Source organism: Sodalis sp. RH19, from assembly GCF_047324215.1.
GTDB lineage: Bacteria > Pseudomonadota > Gammaproteobacteria > Enterobacterales > Enterobacteriaceae > Acerihabitans.
This window is the reverse complement of the sequence record NZ_CP178734.1, coordinates 2,272,905-2,289,168: the sequence shown is the minus strand read 5'-3', so window position 1 is coordinate 2,289,168 and position 16,264 is coordinate 2,272,905. Positions and strand designations below refer to the sequence as shown.

The window sequence follows — 16,264 nt, the reverse complement described above, 5'->3', positions numbered from 1 at the left end:
GCGCAGCGAGAAACCCTATGTCAAACCAAGCTGAAATTGCCGCAAAATGGTCTAACTGGGCACAACAGGTGCCCTTATCCGATGTGCATTTCCAGCGCATCTGCCAATTGATCTACCAGCGGGCCGGCCTTGTGCTGGCCAGCCATAAGCGGGAGATGGTGTATAACCGCCTGGTCAGGCGGCTGCGTACGCTGAATATAGCGGACTTCGGCACCTATCTGGCGCTGCTGGATGCCGATGTCAAGGGGCCGGAGTGGGAGATATTCGTCAATGCGCTGACGACCAATCTGACGGCCTTTTTCCGTGAACAGCACCATTTCCCGGTGTTGGCGCGGCACGCCAAGGAGCGGCCGGGACCCTACAGCGTCTGGAGCACCGCGGCTTCCACCGGCGAGGAGCCTTATTCCATCGCCATGACGCTGATGGAAACCCTGACGGGTTCGCTGGCGCAGGTGTCGGTTATCGGCAGCGATATCAATACCCAGGTGTTGGACAAAGCCCGCGCCGGCGTGTACCGCCATGAAGAACTGCGCGGGCTGAGCACCGTGCAGCGGCAGCGGTTCTTTCTGCGCGGCACCGGTCCCCATGACGGGCTGGCGCGGGTCAGGCCCGAACTGAACGCCATGGTGCGGTTTCAGTACCTGAACCTGCTGGCGGCAGAGTGGGCGTTGCCCGGGCCTTTCGACGCGATATTTTGCCGTAATGTAATGATTTATTTTGATAAGGAGACGCAGGAGCGCATTTTGCGCCGCTTCGCGCCGTTGCTGAAGCCCGGCGGGTTGCTGTTTGCCGGCCATTCGGAAAATTTTAGTCAGATAAGCCAGGATTTCAAGCTGCGCGGACAAACGGTCTATCAGCTTACTAAGGAAAGAATATGAGAAAAATCAGAGTGCTTTGCGTAGATGATTCCGCGCTGATGCGCCAATTAATGACTGAAATCATTAATGGTTTTCCCGATATGGAAGTGGTGGCCACCGCGCCCGATCCGCTGGTGGCCCGCGATCTGATTAAAAAATTAAACCCGGAAGTGCTGACGCTGGATGTGGAAATGCCGCGCATGGACGGGCTGGATTTCCTGGAAAAACTGATGCGCCTGCGGCCGATGCCGGTGGTGATGGTGTCGTCACTGACCGGGCGCGGCTCGGAAATCACCCTGCGGGCTTTGGAGCTGGGGGCGATTGATTTTGTGACCAAACCCCAGACCGGCCTGCGCGACGGCATGCTGGCCTATAGCGAAGCCATTGCCGAGAAGATCCGCACCGCCTCCCGCGCCAGGCTGCCGCAGCGGCGCTCGACCGATGCCGCGCCGATCATCCATGTCCCGCTGCTGAGCAGCGAGAAGCTGATTGCCATCGGCGCGTCCACCGGCGGAACGGAGGCGATCCGCCACGTTCTGGAGCCGTTGCCGGCCAACAGCCCGGCGCTGCTGATTACCCAGCATATGCCGCCGGGATTTACCCGCTCCTTTGCCGAACGGTTGAACAAGCTTTGCCAGATAACGGTAAAGGAAGCCGAGGACGGCGAACGGATATTGCCGGGGCACGCCTATATCGCACCCGGGGCCCGGCATATGGAGCTGGCCCGCAGCGGCGCCAACTACCAGATCCGGCTGCATGACGGCGAGCCGGTCAACCGGCACCGCCCATCGGTGGACGTCCTGTTTCATTCGGTGGCGCAATTCGCCGGGCGCAACGCCGTCGGGGTGATCCTGACCGGCATGGGCAATGACGGCGCCGCCGGCATGCTGGCGATGCGCAACGCCGGCGCCTATACCCTGGCGCAGGACGAGTCCAGCTGCGTGGTGTTCGGCATGCCGCGCGAGGCGATTGCCATGGGCGCCAGCAACGAAACCGTGCCGCTGCATCAGATGAGCCAGAGAATGATGGCGCAAATCAGCAGCGGTCAGGCATTACGTATTTAGCGGCCCGCGAGCGGGTTACATGTTAATAACAGGAGTAGGTATGGCGGACAAAGAACTCAGGTTTCTGGTGGTGGACGATTTCGCGACAATGCGTCGCATCGTCCGTAACCTGCTAAAGGAACTTGGCTTTAACAATGTGGACGAAGCCGAGGATGGCGTCGACGCTCTCACCAAGCTGCGCGCCAACAAGATTGATTTTGTCATTTCCGATTGGAATATGCCGAATATGGATGGACTGGCCCTGCTGCAGAATATCCGCGCCGATGGCGCGATGGCCGCGCTGCCGGTGCTGATGGTGACCGCGGAAGCCAAGAAGGAAAATATCATTGCCGCCGCGCAGGCGGGCGCCAGCGGCTATGTGGTTAAGCCGTTTACCGCGGCGACACTGGAAGAAAAGCTTAATAAGATCTTCGAAAAGCTGGGGATGTAATCAGGAGGGGATATGAATAATACACCGACCATGCCGAATGTTAACGCCACCGCCACGGATATCATCTCCCGTATCGGACAATTGACGCGTATGCTGCGCGACAGCCTGAAGGAACTGGGCCTCGACCAGGCCATCGCCCAGGCCGCCGAAGCCATCCCCGACGCCCGCGACCGGCTGGATTACGTGGTGCAGATGACCGCCCAGGCGGCTGAGCGCGCGCTGAACTGCGTCGAGGCGGCGCAACCACGGCAGACCGCCATGGAACGTGGCGCCAAGGGGCTGACCACCCGCTGGGACCAGTGGTTCGACAGCCCCATTGAGCTGGCCGACGCGCGCGAGTTGGTGACCGATACCCGGCACTACCTGGCCGAGGTGCCCGGCCATACCGCCTTTACCCATGCCCAATTGCTGGAGATCATGATGGCGCAGGACTTCCAGGATCTGACCGGCCAGGTGATCAAGCGCATGATGGATGTGATCCAGGAAATAGAAAAGCAGCTGCTGATGGTGTTGCTGGAAAATATGCCGGAGCCGGCGCAGGGCAAACGCGCCAGCGACGGCCTGCTTAACGGCCCGCAGCTTGATCACAGCGTCGACGGCGTGGTGGCCAACCAGGGCCAGGTGGACGACCTGCTCGACAGCCTCGGTTTTTAAATCCTTTCTCCCGGCCCGGACCGTCGTCCGGGCTACGCCTATGCGCCAAATAACCGTCGCTTTAACGCGCTGTTCCCGCCATCGGTCCGGGCGTAATTTGTCATGCTAGCAAGATAATGCCCATGGCAAAACGCATTCGGGAACAGTGATGGCGGAAGACAGCGATCAGGAAAAAAACGAGGCCCCCACCGCCCACCGGTTGGAGAAGGCTCGTGAAGAGGGACAGATCCCCCGATCGCGTGAATTAACCTCGGTATTGATGTTGGTGACCGGGCTGGCCGTGTTATGGATGGGCGGCGAGCCGCTGGCGCGTCAGCTGGCGGCGATGCTGGCCCAGGGATTGCGCTTTGACCACGGTATTATCAGCGACGACCGGCAAATCCTGTTCCAGGTGGAATCGCTTATCGGCCAAACCGTCTGGGCGCTGCTGCCGGTGTTTGCCGGACTGGTGGTGATGGCGCTGGTAGCGCCGTCGCTGCTGGGCGGGGTGATGTTTAATCCCGGCTCGATAAAATTTGATTTAAAAAAACTTAATCCGCTGCCGGGCCTGAAACGGGTGGTATCCGCCCAGTCGCTGTCGGAGCTGTTCAAGGCCATTTTGAAAGCGTTGCTGGCGGGGTGGGTCACCGGCTGGTTCCTGTGGCATAACTGGCCGCGCATGCTGCATCTGGTGCTGGAATCGCCGATCGCGGCGCTGGGGGATGCCCTGGGCCTGATCGCCACCTGCGCGCTGATGGTTATCCTGTCATTTATTCCCATCGTGGCGTTCGACGCCTTTTGGCAACTGTGGAGCCATGTCAAGAAGCTGCGCATGACCCGCCAGGAAATCCGCGACGAGTTCAAGGACCAGGAAGGGGACCCGCACGTCAAAAACCATATTCGCCAGCAGCAGCGCGCCATGTCGCGCCGGCGCATGATGCGCGACGTGCCGGCGGCGGACGTTATCATCACCAACCCGACCCATTACGCCGTCGCGCTGCGTTATGAAGACAGTAAAATGAGCGCGCCGAAGGTGGTGGCCAAAGGCGCCGGCGATATCGCCATGCGCATCCGCGCGCTGGGGGAAACCCATCATGTGCCGATGCTGGAGGCGCCGTCGCTGGCCCGCGCGTTGTACCGGCACAGCGACATCGGCGAGGCCATTCCGGCCCAGTTGTACGCGGCGGTGGCCGAGGTGCTGGCCTGGGTTTACCAGCTCAAGCGCTGGCGCAGCCAGGGCGGCCTGATTCCGAAAAAACCTGAACATTTACCGGTGCCGGCGGCACTGGATTTTGCCCACGAGAAAGAGTGATATGGCCAATCTGGTAGCATTGTTACGTTTGCCTTCGAATTTCAAGACTATCCAATGGCAGATCCTGGCCGGGCCGGTATTGATTCTCATGATCCTGTCGATGATGGTGCTGCCGTTGCCGGCCCTGGTGCTGGATCTGCTGTTTACCTTTAATATCGCCCTGTCGATCATGGTGCTGCTGGTGGCGATGTTTACCCGCAAAACCCTCGAGTTCGCGGCCTTTCCCACCATCCTGCTGTTTTCCACTCTGCTCAGGCTGTCCCTGAACATCGCCTCGACGCGCATCATCCTGCTGCACGGCCATTCCGGCACCGCGGCGGCGGGCCGGGTCATCGAGGCGTTTGGCCATTTCCTGGTGGGGGGCAATTTCGCCATTGGTATCGTGGTGTTTATTATCCTGGTGGTGATCAACTTTATGGTGATCACCAAGGGGGCGGGACGTATCGCCGAAGTTGGGGCGCGTTTCGTGCTCGACGGCATGCCCGGCAAACAAATGGCCATCGACGCCGACCTCAACGCCGGCCTGATCGGCGAGGAGGAAGCTAAGAGCCGGCGCAGCGAAGTGACTCAGGAAGCTGATTTCTACGGCTCCATGGACGGGGCCAGTAAATTTGTGCGCGGCGACGCCATCGCCGGCCTGATGATCATGGTGATCAATGTGATCGGCGGGCTGCTGGTGGGCATGATCCAGCACGGCATGAGCCTGGGCAACGCGGCGGAAAGTTATACCCTGCTGACCATCGGCGACGGCCTGGTGGCGCAGATCCCGGCGCTGGTGATCTCCACCGCCGCGGGCGTTATCGTCACCCGCGTGGGCAGCAACGAGGACGTCGGCCAGCAAATGGTCGGCCAGCTGTTCAATAATCCGCGGGTGATGCTGCTGAGCGCCTGCGTGCTGGGGCTGCTCGGGCTGGTTCCCGGTATGCCCAACCTGGTGTTTTTATTCTTTACCGCCATGCTGCTGGGACTGGCCTGGTGGCTGCGTGGCAAGACCATGGACGGTCCCGCGGCCGAGGCGCCGCCCGCGGTGGCGCAGCAGGAAAACGCCTTCGCCAAGGAAGCCAGCTGGAGCGATGTGCAACTGGAGGATCCGTTGGGCATGGAGGTGGGTTACCGTCTGATCCCCATGGTGGATTTCCAGCAGAACGGCGAGCTGTTGGGCCGTATCCGCAGCATCCGCAAAAAATTCGCCCAGGAAACCGGTTATCTCCCGCCGGTGGTGCATATCCGCGATAACCTGGAGCTGCAGCCCGCCAGTTACCGCATCCTGCTGAAAGGCGTTGAAATGGGGCGCGGCGAGGCCTACCCCGGCCGCTGGATGGCGATTAATCCCGGCGGCGCGGCGGGGGAACTGGCCGGCGACGTGACCCGCGATCCGGCGTTCGGCCTGCCGGCGGTCTGGATTGACAGCGCCCTGAAAGAGCAGGCGCAGATACAAGGCTACACCGTGGTCGAGGCCAGTACGGTGGTGGCCACCCATCTCAACCATCTGATCGGCATCCATGCCAGCGAATTGCTGGGCCGCCAGGAGACGCAGCAGTTGCTGGAACGCGTCACCCAGGAAATGCCGAAACTGACCGAAGACTTTATTCCCGGCACCCTGTCGCTGACGATTTTCCATAAGGTATTGCAAAACCTGCTGGCGGAAAGCGTGCCGATCCGCGATATGCGCACTATTATCGAAACCCTGGTCGAACATGCCCCGGTACAAAAAGATCCGGCGGAGCTGACGGTCGTGGTGCGGGTGGCTCTGGGACGGGCCATTACCCAGCGCTGGTTTCCGGGCGACAGCGAAATCCAGGTCATCGGCCTGGATCTGGCGCTGGAGCGCGTCCTGCTGCAGGCGTTGCAAAGCGGCGGCGGGCTGGAGCCGGGCATGGCGGATCGCGTACTGGCCCAGGCCAGGGACGTACTGGCGCAGCAGGAAAACCTGAACGCGCCGCCGGTATTGCTGGTCAACCATAGCCTGCGCCCGCTGCTGGCGCGCTTTTTGCGCCGCACCTTGCCGCAGATGGCGGTGCTCTCTAACCTGGAGGTCAGCGACCAGCGGCAAATCCGCATGACCTCCATGCTGGGCGCCACCCAGTGACCGGGCGGCGGCAGCGAATCAGGCGTCGTCCGCTGGCGGGGTATCTGATTGCGGGCGCGCTAACCGGCCTGGCGCCGCTGGCCGCCGCCATGCCCGCACTGGGCAATGGCGTGCCGGCCGCCGGGGCGGCGCTTGGCATCAGCGCGCGAGTGGTGGCGCCGGGGGGCGGTACGGGCCCTGTCCGTATGCCGCCTGCGGATCTTGCCGCGCGGCGCGCGGCGCCGGACGCCCCCGCGGGTTTTGGCCATCAGATCAAGGGCGGCGCGCAGGGAGGATGGCAGGGGACAGGGCAAATGCTGGTGCTTTCCCAGCGCGGCAGCGCCAAAAGCAGCCCGCCGATGCGCCCCTTCGCGCCTTTACCGGCCGGGGTGCGCGTCACGTCGATCAACTGGCGGATAGAAACCGGGCGGCCATTGCCGTCACAGGTTGTTCTGGCGCTCTGCATGCCGGGGAAATGTGTTTATCTGGACGGCCTGGCCGGGCGCAGCGACGCCATGGCTGGCCAGCCTGCGGACAATCCGGTGACGCTATTGATACAAGTCGCTGGGCGCGGGGTGATAAATCAACCGCTGATAGTAAACCGCTACCAGGTGCTGGTGAATTACCAGGGAGACATTAAACGCTGAATTTGCGCCCGAGCGCGCTGCCGCCCAGGGCCTGGCCGTCGGGGCCGTACATGCGGCGCTGGGTTTGATATTCATCCAATACCGATAATACCTGATCGTTATGCTTAAGGTGCTGCGCCAGCAATAAACCGTTACGGTAGTTATTGCGGCTGAGATCTTCCGTCAGGCGCGTGATGGCCAGCCAAATCCGGTGCAGGCCGGGATGCGGCTCATAAGGAGGATTGCCGGCGTCGCTGGCTTGCGCCTGCTGCTGGCGGTGGTGATCCACATACTGCAGGGTGGTTAACTGCTCGTTTTTGTTTTCCGTCACCCGGTGCAGCAACGCCGTATTCACCTGGCCGGCGCTCAGTAAACGCTGTTCTTCCACCAGGGTCAGTTCCAATTGCTGCAAAATACCCAGCATCCGGGCGCAGATCTGTTCCAGTTCGTTCATGGCGGTCGCTTATTCATCCAGCATCGATTGCGTTTGCGCTATCAGCGCATCGGCAATTTTGCCGGTATCTATTTTTAATTCGCCGTTGCGGATCGCCTGCTTCAGGCTTTCCACCTTGGCGACGTTGATGTCATTGCTGCCGGGCTGGCGCAGTTGCGCCTGGGCATCGCTCAGCTTAACCCGCGTCTCTTCGCCGGGCGTGACGGCGGGAGCGGCGGCCTTGGCTTTCGGCGACTGGACAGTACCCTGGTCGTTACCCGGCAGGGTGGACAGGGGTCGTATCGGGCGCGTACTTTCAATACTCATACAATCTCGCTTAGGTAGGGGATAAATGGTGCTAAAGGCTTATCCTGAATTATCGGTCAAATTACCCAAAGCTTTAATTTTTAATCAGCGCGGCCGTTAAGGCTCAATGCGGATGCCGCCATCAGGGGTAACCTGGCCGACGACCATCTGGCCGGACTCCATCCGCACCCGCAGGCGATCGTTGACCGCCGCGTTGCCCATCGCCTTGCCGGTGCCTTGCACCGAAAATCCATCGCCCTGCGCCGTGACCTGCACGGGCTGGCCGGTTTTGACCAGCCAGGGACGACGCAGCATGGCGGCGGTCAATACCTGACCGCTGCCCAGGGCGCGTTCGCTGAGACTTCCGTAGACCCAGGCCATGTCGGTGAGCGGCGTCACGGACATGTTGTCCACGCGCCCGGTCTGCCAGACAACATCCCCCTGCGCCAGCGTCTGGTTAGCGGAAATGGCGCGGGCGGTGACCAGATAGCGATCCGTGACCTGCACCTCGGCCTGCACATAGCGTTTTTGATTGCCGCAGATCACCTGGACACTGATATTCCCCCGGGCGCGATTATTGGCGGGCAATGAAAACTGCGGCTGCTCGCAGTCCGGCCGGCGGGCGGCCGGCGTTTTTACCACCACCTTCAGCTCGACCGGCGGCGAGGCATATTGCCGCAGCAAAAAATCGGTCAGTCCCTCGGTAAGGCGATCGGCCGCCCGGGCGCCGGTGGACAACAGCAGGGCGCCCGCCATGCCATACAAAAAACCGTTGGCTACGCGCCGCGCCGCCATACGCCAAGCACCGCCCGCCGGCGCCCGCGTGGGTTCGCCCTCCGGCTGTTGTCTGTTTTGTCCGCTCACGCCATGACCTTGTCGGTGGAGGAATTGCTGTTACCCGCCTCTTTGCGCGATAACCCCGGAAAACAAGTGTACCGGTCCCCGTTTGCCGCCAATGGGTAAATTAGCACTGCAATTCATGCTTATTCCAACGATAGGGAAGGGAATGTTGCGTCTAAGCTGGCAAGCATAAATCAGTATAGCCTTCTTAGGATAATGATGATTGATAAGCTTGATGCCGCCCTGCAATTCCAGCAGGAAGCCCTCAACCTGCGCGCGCAGCGTCAGGAAATTCTTGCCGCCAATATCGCTAATGCCGATACCCCGGGCTATCAGGCGCGCGATATCGATTTTGCCAGCGAATTAAACAAAGCGATCACCCAGGGACGCGCCAGCGGCAACTCACTGTCGTTGACCACCACGTCGACGCGCCATATCGAGGCGTCCACCTCCACCCCCGCCGCCAGGGAACTATTATACCGCGTGCCGGACCAGCCGGCCCTGGACGGCAATACCGTGGACATGGATCGCGAAAGAACGCAGTTTGCCGAAAACAGCCTGCAATATCAAACCGACCTGACGGTACTGGGCGGACAGATTAAAAACATGATGTCGGTGCTACAGGAGTAAATAGCCCATGGGTATGACTTCGATTTTTGCTATTTCCGGATCGGCGCTTACCGCGCAATCCCAGCGGATGAACGTGGCCGCCAGCAACCTGGCCAACGCGGACAGCGTCACCGGGCCGGACGGCCAGCCCTACCATGCCAAGGAAGTGGTGTTCCAGGTCGCGGCGCCCGCCGGGCAAGAAATAGGGGGCGTGCAGGTCAGCGGGGTGGTGGAATCGTCGGAAGCGGAGAAACTGGTCTTCCAGCCGGGCAACCCCATGGCGGATGAAAAAGGCTATGTGCGGATGCCGAATGTCAACGTGGTCGATGAGATGGTGAACAGCATGTCTGCCTCGCGCAGCTACCAGGCCAATATTGAAGTGCTGAACACCGCCAAAACCCTGATGCAAAAAACCCTGACGCTGGGTCAATAATCGGAGCAACCCATGAGCACCACCGTTAACACCAATAACACCACCGCCACATCCGCCGCCACCAGTACCAGTAGCAGCAGCGCAGACCTGCAGAATCAGTTTCTGAAGCTGCTGGTGGCGCAGTTGCAAAACCAGGACCCGACCAATCCCATGGACAACGCGCAACTGACCACGCAACTGGCGCAGATAAGCACCCTCAGCGGCATTGAAAACCTCAATACCACCCTGGGGTCGATTTCCGGTCAGTTGACCACCAGCCAGTCGCTGCAGGCGTCCACCCTGGTCGGCCACGGCGTGATGATCGACGGCAGCGGCATTCTGGTGGGCGCCGATAGCTCCACCACGCCGTTCGGCGTGTCGCTGGATAATGCGTCCGCCGCCACCACCGTCACCGTTAAGGATTCCGCCGGCACCGTGGTGCGCACCGTCGATCTCGGCGCGCAGACCGCCGGCGTGCATAGCTTTTCCTGGGACGGGACCAACGATGCCGGCGCCGCCGTACCGGAAGGGGCCTACACCTTCACGGTGGCCGCGACAACGGCGGCTGGCGCCAGCGTGGTGAGCACGCCGCTGCAATACGCCGCGGTCTATGGCGTGAACAACAATGCCACCGGCGGCACGGAGCTGAACCTTGGCCTGGCCGGCAACATCACGCTGGATAAGGTTCGTCAAATCATCTAATGGGCACGGGCGCCGTCGAGCGCGGCAGGCCGGGTGTTTTTACCACAGGAGAGTCAAATGGGTTTTTCACAAGCGGTCAGCGGGTTGAATGCCGCCTCAAATAATTTAAACGTTATCGGTAACAATATCGCCAACTCCGAAACCAGCGGCTTTAAATCAGCTTCCGTGTCCTTTGCCGATGTCTACGCCAGCTCCCAGGTGGGGCTGGGGGTCAAGGTGGCCTCGGTGTCGCAGAATTTCAAGGACGGCACGGTGAACACCACCGATAATAATCTGAACGTGGCGATTTCCAACAGCGGCTTTTTCCGCCTGACGGACGCCAGCGGTTCGGTGTATTACTCCCGAAACGGCGATTGGCATCTGGATCCTGAGCGCAACCTGGTTACCACCAGCGGTCTGAACGTGACCGGCTATGCCGCCACCGGCACGCCGCCGACCATACAGCAGGGCGCCAATCCGGTTAATCTCACCATCCCGACCACCGGCATGACGGCGAAAGCCACCACCACCGGCTCTATGACGCTGAAACTCAACTCCGGCTCGGCGATACTCGACGACACCAAGTTCAGCGCCGCCGATACCACCTCCTATAGTTTCGCGCAGCCGCTGACCACCTACGACAGTCTCGGCAATCCGCATAATATGAGCTTTTATTTTGTCAAGACCGCGGATAACACCTGGAAAGTGCATAGCATCGACGGCAGCGACAGCACCGGCACGGTCGACGATCTTGGCACCATGTCCTTCGACACCAACGGCCAACTGACCGGCACCGATAATTTTAATGTCGCTATGAGCGGCGTTAACGGCTCCCTCGCCGGCGCATTCAATATCAGCTTTAAGGGTTCCCAGCAGCAGTACACCACGACCAGCAGCGTCAGCGGCCAGGATCAGAACGGTTATTACGCCGGCGACCTGACCAAGTATGCCATCAATGACGACGGCACCATCACCGGCACCTACTCCAACGGCCAGAACCAGTTGCTGGGACAAATCGTGCTGGCCAACTTCGCCAATCCGCAGGGGCTGAAATCCGACGGCAATAACGTCTGGACCGCCACGTCCGCGTCAGGGCAGGCCGTGGTCGGCACCGCCGGCAGCGGTAATTTCGGTTCGCTGACCCCGGAAGCGCTGGAAAGCTCCAACGTCGATCTGAGCAAGGAGCTGGTCAATCTGATTGTCGCCCAGCGCGATTATCAATCGAACGCGCAGACCATCAAGGCGCAGGACACGATTATGCAAACGCTGGTCAACTTAAGCTGACCACTCTGACGGAATAAGCCAATGGATCACGCAATTTATACCGCTATGGGCGCCGCCGGCCAGACTCTTGACCAGCAGGCGATCATTACCAATAACCTGGCCAACGCCTCGACGCCGGGGTTTCGCGCGCAGCTGTTCGCCATGCGGGCGGTGCCCATCGAGGGCCAGACCCTGCCGACGCGCACGCTGGTGGTCGCCTCGACCCCCGGCGCGCTGATGACCCAGGGGCCATTGGATAACACCGATCGCCCCCTGGATGTGGCGGTTCAGGATCAGGGCTGGCTGGCGGTGCAACTGCCCGACGGCACCGAGGCCTATACCCGTAACGGTAATATGCAGGTGGACGCTACCGGCCAATTGCTGATCCAGGGATATCCCGTCATGGGGCAAGGCGGTCCGCTGACGGTGCCGACCCAATCGGCCATTACGGTTGCGGCCGACGGTACCGTTTCGGCGCTGGGCGACGGCGACGCGCCCAACACCATCGGGCCGGTAGGGCAGCTTAAGCGGGTTAAACCCGCCGACGACAGCCAGTTGGAGCGCGGCGACGACGGCTTATTTCATCTTACCGCCGCCGCCAGCGCCGCGACGGGAGGAACCTTGCCCAACGACGAGACCATTAAGGTCATGCCCGGCGTGCTTGAAGGCAGTAACGTCAACACCGCGGAAACCCTGGTGGATATGATTGGCAGCGCCCGGCGTTTCGAAATGCAGATGAAGGTTATCGCCGATGTCGATCAAAACGCGGAGCATGCCAACCAGCTGCTTTCACTTAGCTAATTTTCGGGAGTATTAACGGATGATCCGTTCATTATGGATTGCCAAAACGGGTCTGGATGCACAGCAGACCAATATGGATGTGATTTCCAATAACCTGGCGAACGTCAGCACCAACGGCTTTAAACGCCAGCGGGCGGTATTCGAGGATTTGCTGTACCAAACGGTACGCCAGCCTGGCGCGCAGTCGTCGGAACAAACCACCCTGCCTTCCGGATTACAGCTGGGCACCGGGGTACGGCCTGTCTCTACCGAACGCCTGCACAGCCAGGGCAATCTTCAGCAGACGGAAAACACCAAAGACGTCGCCATTAACGGCAAAGGCTTTTTTCAGGTGCAAATGCCCGACGGCACCACCGCCTATACCCGCGACGGTTCGTTCCAGGTCAATCAAAACGGCCAGTTGGTGACCTCCAGCGGCTATCTTATCCAGCCGGCGATTACCGTGCCGGAAAATGCCCTGACCGTCGCAGTGGCCCGTGACGGGGTGGTGAGCGTCACCACCCAGGGGCAGGCCGCCGCCAGCCAGGTCGGCCAGCTCACGTTGAGTAATTTTATCAACGAGGCCGGTTTGCAGAGCCTGGGCGAAAATCTCTATCAGGAAACCGACAGCTCCGGCGCGCCGAATGAATCCACGCCGGGCCAGAATGGCGTCGGATTGTTGTACCAGGGGTACGTGGAAACCTCCAACGTCAATGTGGCGGAGGAATTGGTGGACATGATCCAGGTGCAGCGCGCTTATGAAATCAACAGCAAAGCCGTTACCGCCTCTGATGCCATGCTGCAAAAGCTGACGCAGCTCTAAATCGGGTAAAGGCATAGGTTACGTTGTAACATTAAATCAGCATTTCGTTACAACGTAACATATTGCCGACTATGGCGGATTTTTTTAAGTGACGGTGTCACTATTAACCGCGCTTCGCGGCGGCTGATTTGCCGGCCAGGATAGACAGGTCATATGAAACTGAAAAAGAGTACCTTTGCATCGCCAGCAGCCAGGCCGGCGTTTCCGGGCCGGCCTCTGGCGCGCGTACTGGCGGCGCTCGGCCTGTTGACGCTGCAGGGCTGTGCGTATATGCCCCATAAAAACCTGGTGGAAGGCGAAACCAGCGCCCAGCCGGCGCCGGCTTCAATGCCCATTGCCAATGGATCGATTTTCCAGGCGGTGCAGCCGATGAACTACGGTTACCAGCCCTTGTTCGAGGACCGGCGGCCGCGCAACGTCGGCGATATCCTGACCATCACCTTGCAGGAAAACGTCAGCGCCAGCAAAAGCTCCTCCGCCAATACGGCGCGCAAGTCGTCCAATACGCTCAACCTGGCCACCACGCCCGCCATGCTGACCGGCGCCATCGGCAACGGCAAGGTGGATCTGGACGCCGCCGGCACCAATGATTTTGACGGCAAGGGTGGCGCCACCGCCAAAAATACCTTTACCGGCACTATTACCGTGACCGTGCAGCAGGTACTGGCCAACGGCAACCTGAAAGTCGTGGGCGAAAAGCAGATCGCCATTAACCAGGGCGCCGAATATATTCGTTTTTCCGGCATCGTCAACCCGCGCACCATTAACGGCAACAATGCGGTGGTATCCACCCAGGTGGCAGACGCGCGCATCGAATACGTCGGCAAAGGCTATATCAACGAAGCGCAGGAAATGGGCTGGCTGCAGCGCTTCTTCCTTAATATTTCACCCTTTTAACAGGCGGCCGGCACCATGCGGATTTCAACTTTACCCTTACGGTTAACCGCCGCCATCGCCGGGCGGTATCTCGCCTGCGCGCTGGCGCTGGCAATGTGCCTACAACCGGCCGGCGCGGAGCGCCTGCGCGATCTGGTGGATATTCAGGGTGTTCGCGATAACCCCTTGATCGGCTACGGGCTGGTGGTGGGGCTGGACGGCACCGGCGACCAGACCACGCAAACGCCGTTTACCACCCAAAGTCTGACCAATATGCTTTCGCAGATGGGCATTACGGTCCCCAGCGGCACCAATATGCAGCTGAAAAATGTGGCTGCGGTAATGGTGACCGCCAATTTCCCGGCGTTTGCGCGCGCCGGCCAGAATATCGACATCGTGGTTTCGTCCATGGGATCGGCTAAAAGCCTGCGCGGCGGCACGTTGCTGATGACGCCGCTAAAGGGATCGGATAACCAGGTCTATGCCCTGGCGCAGGGCAATTTGCTGGTGGGCGGCTCGGGCGCCTCGTCCGGCGGCAGCAAAGTGCAAATCAACCAGCTGGCCGGCGGGCGCATTAACAACGGCGCGGTGATTGAGCGCGAGCTGCCCAGTACCTTCGGCGCCAGCCGCGTCCTGACGCTGCAGCTCAAGCAGGAAAATTTCAGCCTGGCGCAGCGCATCAGCGACGCCATTAACGGCCAGAACGGCATGGGGATCGCCCGCGCCCTGGATGCGCGCACTATCGAGCTGCAGATGCCGGCCAATAACAGCAGCCAGGTCCGTTTCCTGGCGCAAATCCAGGATATCAATATTGCCATGGGTGAGATGGATGCCAAGGTGATTATCAATTCACGCACCGGTTCGGTGGTGATGAACCGTAACGTGATGCTGGACACCTGCGCCGTGGCCCAGGGCAACCTGTCGGTGGTGGTGAATAACCAGCAAAACGTCAGCCAGCCGGATACCCCGTTTGGCGGCGGCCAAACGGTGGTGACCAATCAAACGCAGATTTCGGTTAACCAAAGCGGCGGCTCGCTGCAGCAGGTCACTTCCAGCGCCAGCCTGAACAACGTTATCCGTACCCTTAACTCCCTGGGCGCCACGCCCAATGACCTGATGTCGATTTTGCAGGCTATGCACAGCGCCGGGTGCCTCCAGGCGACGCTGGAGATCATCTGATGGAGCTTAACGCCACCACCGATTTTTCATCCGCCGCCTATGACGTCAAGTCGCTGCAAAAGCTGCATAACCAGGCGGCGCAGTCCTCGCCGCAGGCGCTGAATGCGGTGGCGAAACAGGTGGAGGGTCTGTTTGTACAGATGATGCTGAAAAGCATGCGCGCCGCGCTGCCCAAGGGCGGGGTATTCTCAAGCGACCAAACGGAACTGTTCACCAGCCTCTACGACCAGCAGATGTCCCAACAGCTCACCGCCAAGGGGCTAGGCCTGGCGGATATGATGGTTAAACAGCTTGGCGGTCAGAACGCCGCGGCGGAGGCGGCGAAAAATCCCGTTCCCGCAGCCCTTTCCCAGGCCGATACGCCGGTCAGCGCCAACGTCATCAACGCGCAATTTATGTCGCCCGCGCTGCTGGGAGAATACTGGCGACGCGATCGTCAGCAATCCGCGCCGGCGCCGGTGGCGGCAACGCCCGGCGGGGCAAGTTTTACCGAACGCCTGTCGATCCCGGCGATGATTGCCAGCCGGCAAAGCGGCATTCCCCATCACCTGATTATGGCGCAGGCGGCGCTGGAATCAGACTGGGGCAAGCGGGAAATTCCCGCCGGCGACGGCAAGACCAGCTTCAACCTGTTCGGCATCAAAGCGTCCGACGACTGGCAGGGCAAGACCACCACCATCACCACGACGGAATACCAGAACGGCCAGGCGGTCAAGGTGCAGCAGAAATTCCGGGTCTATGACTCCTACCTGGACGCCCTGGGCGACTATATTCATGTCCTGACGGACAACCCGCGTTATCGCGAGGTGGTGAACGCCGTCCAGCCGGAGGCCGGGGCCTATGCGCTGCAGCGCGCCGGCTACGCCACCGATCCGGCCTACGCCGCCAAGCTTATCCGGATTATCACCCAATTGAAGCACGGCGCCCAGGAGGCGGCCAAATCCTACGGTAGCGATCTGGGCGGGCTGTTCTAGGCGAGCGGGGGCGCGTGGTTTTTTTGCCGCGGCGCTCAAGTTTGTCCCGGTGCGGACGATATAGATATATAGATATAAAGGGTGGAGCGCGCCGTCGC

At 60.6% G+C, this 16,264-nt stretch carries 19 protein-coding genes; 16 read left to right on the top strand and 3 right to left on the bottom strand.

Going from position 1 to position 16,264, the window contains the following annotated elements; genetic code table 11:
- Nucleotides 1-17 precede the first annotated feature (17 nt).
- The 7 genes from cheR (at nt 18) to ACL2XF_RS10265 (ending at nt 7,011) form a co-directional block, all read left to right on the top strand.
- Nucleotides 18-878 (top strand): protein-glutamate O-methyltransferase CheR, encoded by an 861-nt coding sequence (cheR, locus tag ACL2XF_RS10295; RefSeq protein WP_410015415.1) that lies wholly within the window; start codon nt 18-20, stop codon nt 876-878.
- Entirely contained in the window at nt 875-1,921 is a 1,047-nt protein-coding gene (locus ACL2XF_RS10290; protein WP_410015414.1) for a chemotaxis response regulator protein-glutamate methylesterase, read from the top strand. The genes cheR and ACL2XF_RS10290 overlap by 4 nt, the downstream gene beginning before the upstream one ends.
- A gap of 40 nt (nt 1,922-1,961) precedes the next feature.
- Nucleotides 1,962-2,351, top strand: a complete 390-nt coding sequence (gene cheY, locus ACL2XF_RS10285; RefSeq protein ID WP_410015413.1) for a chemotaxis response regulator CheY — start codon at nt 1,962-1,964, stop codon at nt 2,349-2,351.
- A gap of 12 nt (nt 2,352-2,363) precedes the next feature.
- Nucleotides 2,364-3,005, top strand: coding sequence for a protein phosphatase CheZ (gene cheZ / locus ACL2XF_RS10280; RefSeq protein WP_410015412.1), 642 nt, complete (start codon nt 2,364-2,366; stop codon nt 3,003-3,005).
- Between the two features lie 148 nt (nt 3,006-3,153).
- Nucleotides 3,154-4,296 (top strand): flagellar biosynthesis protein FlhB, encoded by a 1,143-nt coding sequence (gene flhB, locus ACL2XF_RS10275; RefSeq protein WP_410015411.1) that lies wholly within the window; start codon nt 3,154-3,156, stop codon nt 4,294-4,296.
- A gap of 1 nt (nt 4,297) precedes the next feature.
- Complete coding sequence (gene flhA / locus ACL2XF_RS10270; RefSeq protein ID WP_410015410.1) at nt 4,298-6,385, top strand: flagellar biosynthesis protein FlhA; 2,088 nt, start codon at nt 4,298-4,300, stop codon at nt 6,383-6,385.
- Entirely contained in the window at nt 6,382-7,011 is a 630-nt protein-coding gene (locus tag ACL2XF_RS10265; RefSeq protein WP_413728532.1) for a flagellar protein FlhE, read from the top strand. The genes flhA and ACL2XF_RS10265 overlap by 4 nt, the downstream gene beginning before the upstream one ends.
- Here the strand turns inward: ACL2XF_RS10265 and ACL2XF_RS10260 are convergent.
- The 3 genes from ACL2XF_RS10260 to flgA all read right to left on the bottom strand — a co-directional run bounded on the left by ACL2XF_RS10260 (nt 7,001) and on the right by flgA (nt 8,593).
- The gene (locus ACL2XF_RS10260) at nt 7,001-7,444 is read right to left on the bottom strand and encodes a flagella synthesis protein FlgN (protein ID WP_413722609.1); all 444 of its coding nucleotides are present in this window, start codon (nt 7,442-7,444) and stop codon (nt 7,001-7,003) included. The genes ACL2XF_RS10265 and ACL2XF_RS10260 overlap by 11 nt on opposite strands.
- A 9-nt stretch (nt 7,445-7,453) precedes the next feature.
- Nucleotides 7,454-7,750: a flagellar biosynthesis anti-sigma factor FlgM gene (gene flgM / locus ACL2XF_RS10255; RefSeq protein WP_410015407.1), complete on the bottom strand. Its 297-nt coding sequence runs from the start codon at nt 7,748-7,750 to the stop codon at nt 7,454-7,456.
- A 96-nt stretch (nt 7,751-7,846) separates the two neighbouring features.
- Nucleotides 7,847-8,593 (bottom strand): flagellar basal body P-ring formation chaperone FlgA, encoded by a 747-nt coding sequence (gene flgA / locus ACL2XF_RS10250; RefSeq protein ID WP_413722610.1) that lies wholly within the window; start codon nt 8,591-8,593, stop codon nt 7,847-7,849.
- Between the two features lie 195 nt (nt 8,594-8,788).
- Here flgA and flgB point away from each other — a divergent pair, with 195 nt between their 5' ends.
- From flgB to flgJ, 9 genes are all read left to right on the top strand, one after another.
- Nucleotides 8,789-9,199, top strand: a complete 411-nt coding sequence (gene flgB, locus ACL2XF_RS10245) for a flagellar basal body rod protein FlgB (protein WP_410016566.1) — start codon at nt 8,789-8,791, stop codon at nt 9,197-9,199.
- Between the two features lie 7 nt (nt 9,200-9,206).
- The gene (flgC, locus tag ACL2XF_RS10240) at nt 9,207-9,611 is read left to right on the top strand and encodes a flagellar basal body rod protein FlgC (protein ID WP_410015405.1); all 405 of its coding nucleotides are present in this window, start codon (nt 9,207-9,209) and stop codon (nt 9,609-9,611) included.
- Between the two features lie 12 nt (nt 9,612-9,623).
- A complete protein-coding gene (flgD, locus tag ACL2XF_RS10235; protein ID WP_413728531.1) occupies nt 9,624-10,292 on the top strand; it encodes a flagellar hook assembly protein FlgD in 669 nt (222 codons plus the stop codon).
- Between the two features lie 57 nt (nt 10,293-10,349).
- Complete coding sequence (gene flgE / locus ACL2XF_RS10230; RefSeq protein WP_410015403.1) at nt 10,350-11,555, top strand: flagellar hook protein FlgE; 1,206 nt, start codon at nt 10,350-10,352, stop codon at nt 11,553-11,555.
- 21 nt (nt 11,556-11,576) lie between these two features.
- Nucleotides 11,577-12,335 carry a flagellar basal body rod protein FlgF gene (locus ACL2XF_RS10225; protein WP_410015402.1) on the top strand — a complete coding sequence of 253 codons (759 nt, stop codon included), beginning with the start codon at nt 11,577-11,579 and terminating at the stop codon, nt 12,333-12,335.
- A 19-nt stretch (nt 12,336-12,354) separates the two neighbouring features.
- Nucleotides 12,355-13,137: a flagellar basal-body rod protein FlgG gene (gene flgG, locus ACL2XF_RS10220; protein WP_410015401.1), complete on the top strand. Its 783-nt coding sequence runs from the start codon at nt 12,355-12,357 to the stop codon at nt 13,135-13,137.
- A gap of 270 nt (nt 13,138-13,407) precedes the next feature.
- A complete protein-coding gene (locus tag ACL2XF_RS10215) occupies nt 13,408-14,034 on the top strand; it encodes a flagellar basal body L-ring protein FlgH (RefSeq protein ID WP_410016565.1) in 627 nt (208 codons plus the stop codon).
- A 93-nt stretch (nt 14,035-14,127) separates the two neighbouring features.
- Nucleotides 14,128-15,192: a flagellar basal body P-ring protein FlgI gene (locus tag ACL2XF_RS10210; protein ID WP_410016564.1), complete on the top strand. Its 1,065-nt coding sequence runs from the start codon at nt 14,128-14,130 to the stop codon at nt 15,190-15,192.
- Nucleotides 15,192-16,166 (top strand): flagellar assembly peptidoglycan hydrolase FlgJ, encoded by a 975-nt coding sequence (gene flgJ / locus ACL2XF_RS10205; RefSeq protein ID WP_410015400.1) that lies wholly within the window; start codon nt 15,192-15,194, stop codon nt 16,164-16,166. Before ACL2XF_RS10210 ends, flgJ begins: the two co-directional genes overlap by 1 nt.
- Nucleotides 16,167-16,264 lie beyond the last annotated feature (98 nt).

Bases quoted from the DNA above. Each gene is read 5' to 3' on its own strand.
- ACL2XF_RS10260 (WP_413722609.1), bottom strand. From the start codon at position 7,444: ATGAACGAACTGGAACAGATCTGCGCCCGGATGCTGGGTATTTTGCAG.
- flhB (WP_410015411.1), top strand. From the start codon at position 3,154: ATGGCGGAAGACAGCGATCAGGAAAAAAACGAGGCCCCCACCGCCCAC.
- flgJ (WP_410015400.1), top strand. From the start codon at position 15,192: ATGGAGCTTAACGCCACCACCGATTTTTCATCCGCCGCCTATGACGTC.
- cheZ (WP_410015412.1), top strand. From the start codon at position 2,364: ATGAATAATACACCGACCATGCCGAATGTTAACGCCACCGCCACGGAT.
- flgE (WP_410015403.1), top strand. From the start codon at position 10,350: ATGGGTTTTTCACAAGCGGTCAGCGGGTTGAATGCCGCCTCAAATAAT.
- flhA (WP_410015410.1), top strand. From the start codon at position 4,298: ATGGCCAATCTGGTAGCATTGTTACGTTTGCCTTCGAATTTCAAGACT.
- flgD (WP_413728531.1), top strand. From the start codon at position 9,624: ATGAGCACCACCGTTAACACCAATAACACCACCGCCACATCCGCCGCC.
- ACL2XF_RS10225 (WP_410015402.1), top strand. From the start codon at position 11,577: ATGGATCACGCAATTTATACCGCTATGGGCGCCGCCGGCCAGACTCTT.
- cheY (WP_410015413.1), top strand. From the start codon at position 1,962: ATGGCGGACAAAGAACTCAGGTTTCTGGTGGTGGACGATTTCGCGACA.
- flgB (WP_410016566.1), top strand. From the start codon at position 8,789: ATGATTGATAAGCTTGATGCCGCCCTGCAATTCCAGCAGGAAGCCCTC.
- ACL2XF_RS10210 (WP_410016564.1), top strand. From the start codon at position 14,128: ATGTGCCTACAACCGGCCGGCGCGGAGCGCCTGCGCGATCTGGTGGAT.
- flgG (WP_410015401.1), top strand. From the start codon at position 12,355: ATGATCCGTTCATTATGGATTGCCAAAACGGGTCTGGATGCACAGCAG.
- cheR (WP_410015415.1), top strand. From the start codon at position 18: ATGTCAAACCAAGCTGAAATTGCCGCAAAATGGTCTAACTGGGCACAA.
- ACL2XF_RS10215 (WP_410016565.1), top strand. From the start codon at position 13,408: ATGCCCCATAAAAACCTGGTGGAAGGCGAAACCAGCGCCCAGCCGGCG.
- flgC (WP_410015405.1), top strand. From the start codon at position 9,207: ATGGGTATGACTTCGATTTTTGCTATTTCCGGATCGGCGCTTACCGCG.
- ACL2XF_RS10290 (WP_410015414.1), top strand. From the start codon at position 875: ATGAGAAAAATCAGAGTGCTTTGCGTAGATGATTCCGCGCTGATGCGC.
- flgM (WP_410015407.1), bottom strand. From the start codon at position 7,750: ATGAGTATTGAAAGTACGCGCCCGATACGACCCCTGTCCACCCTGCCG.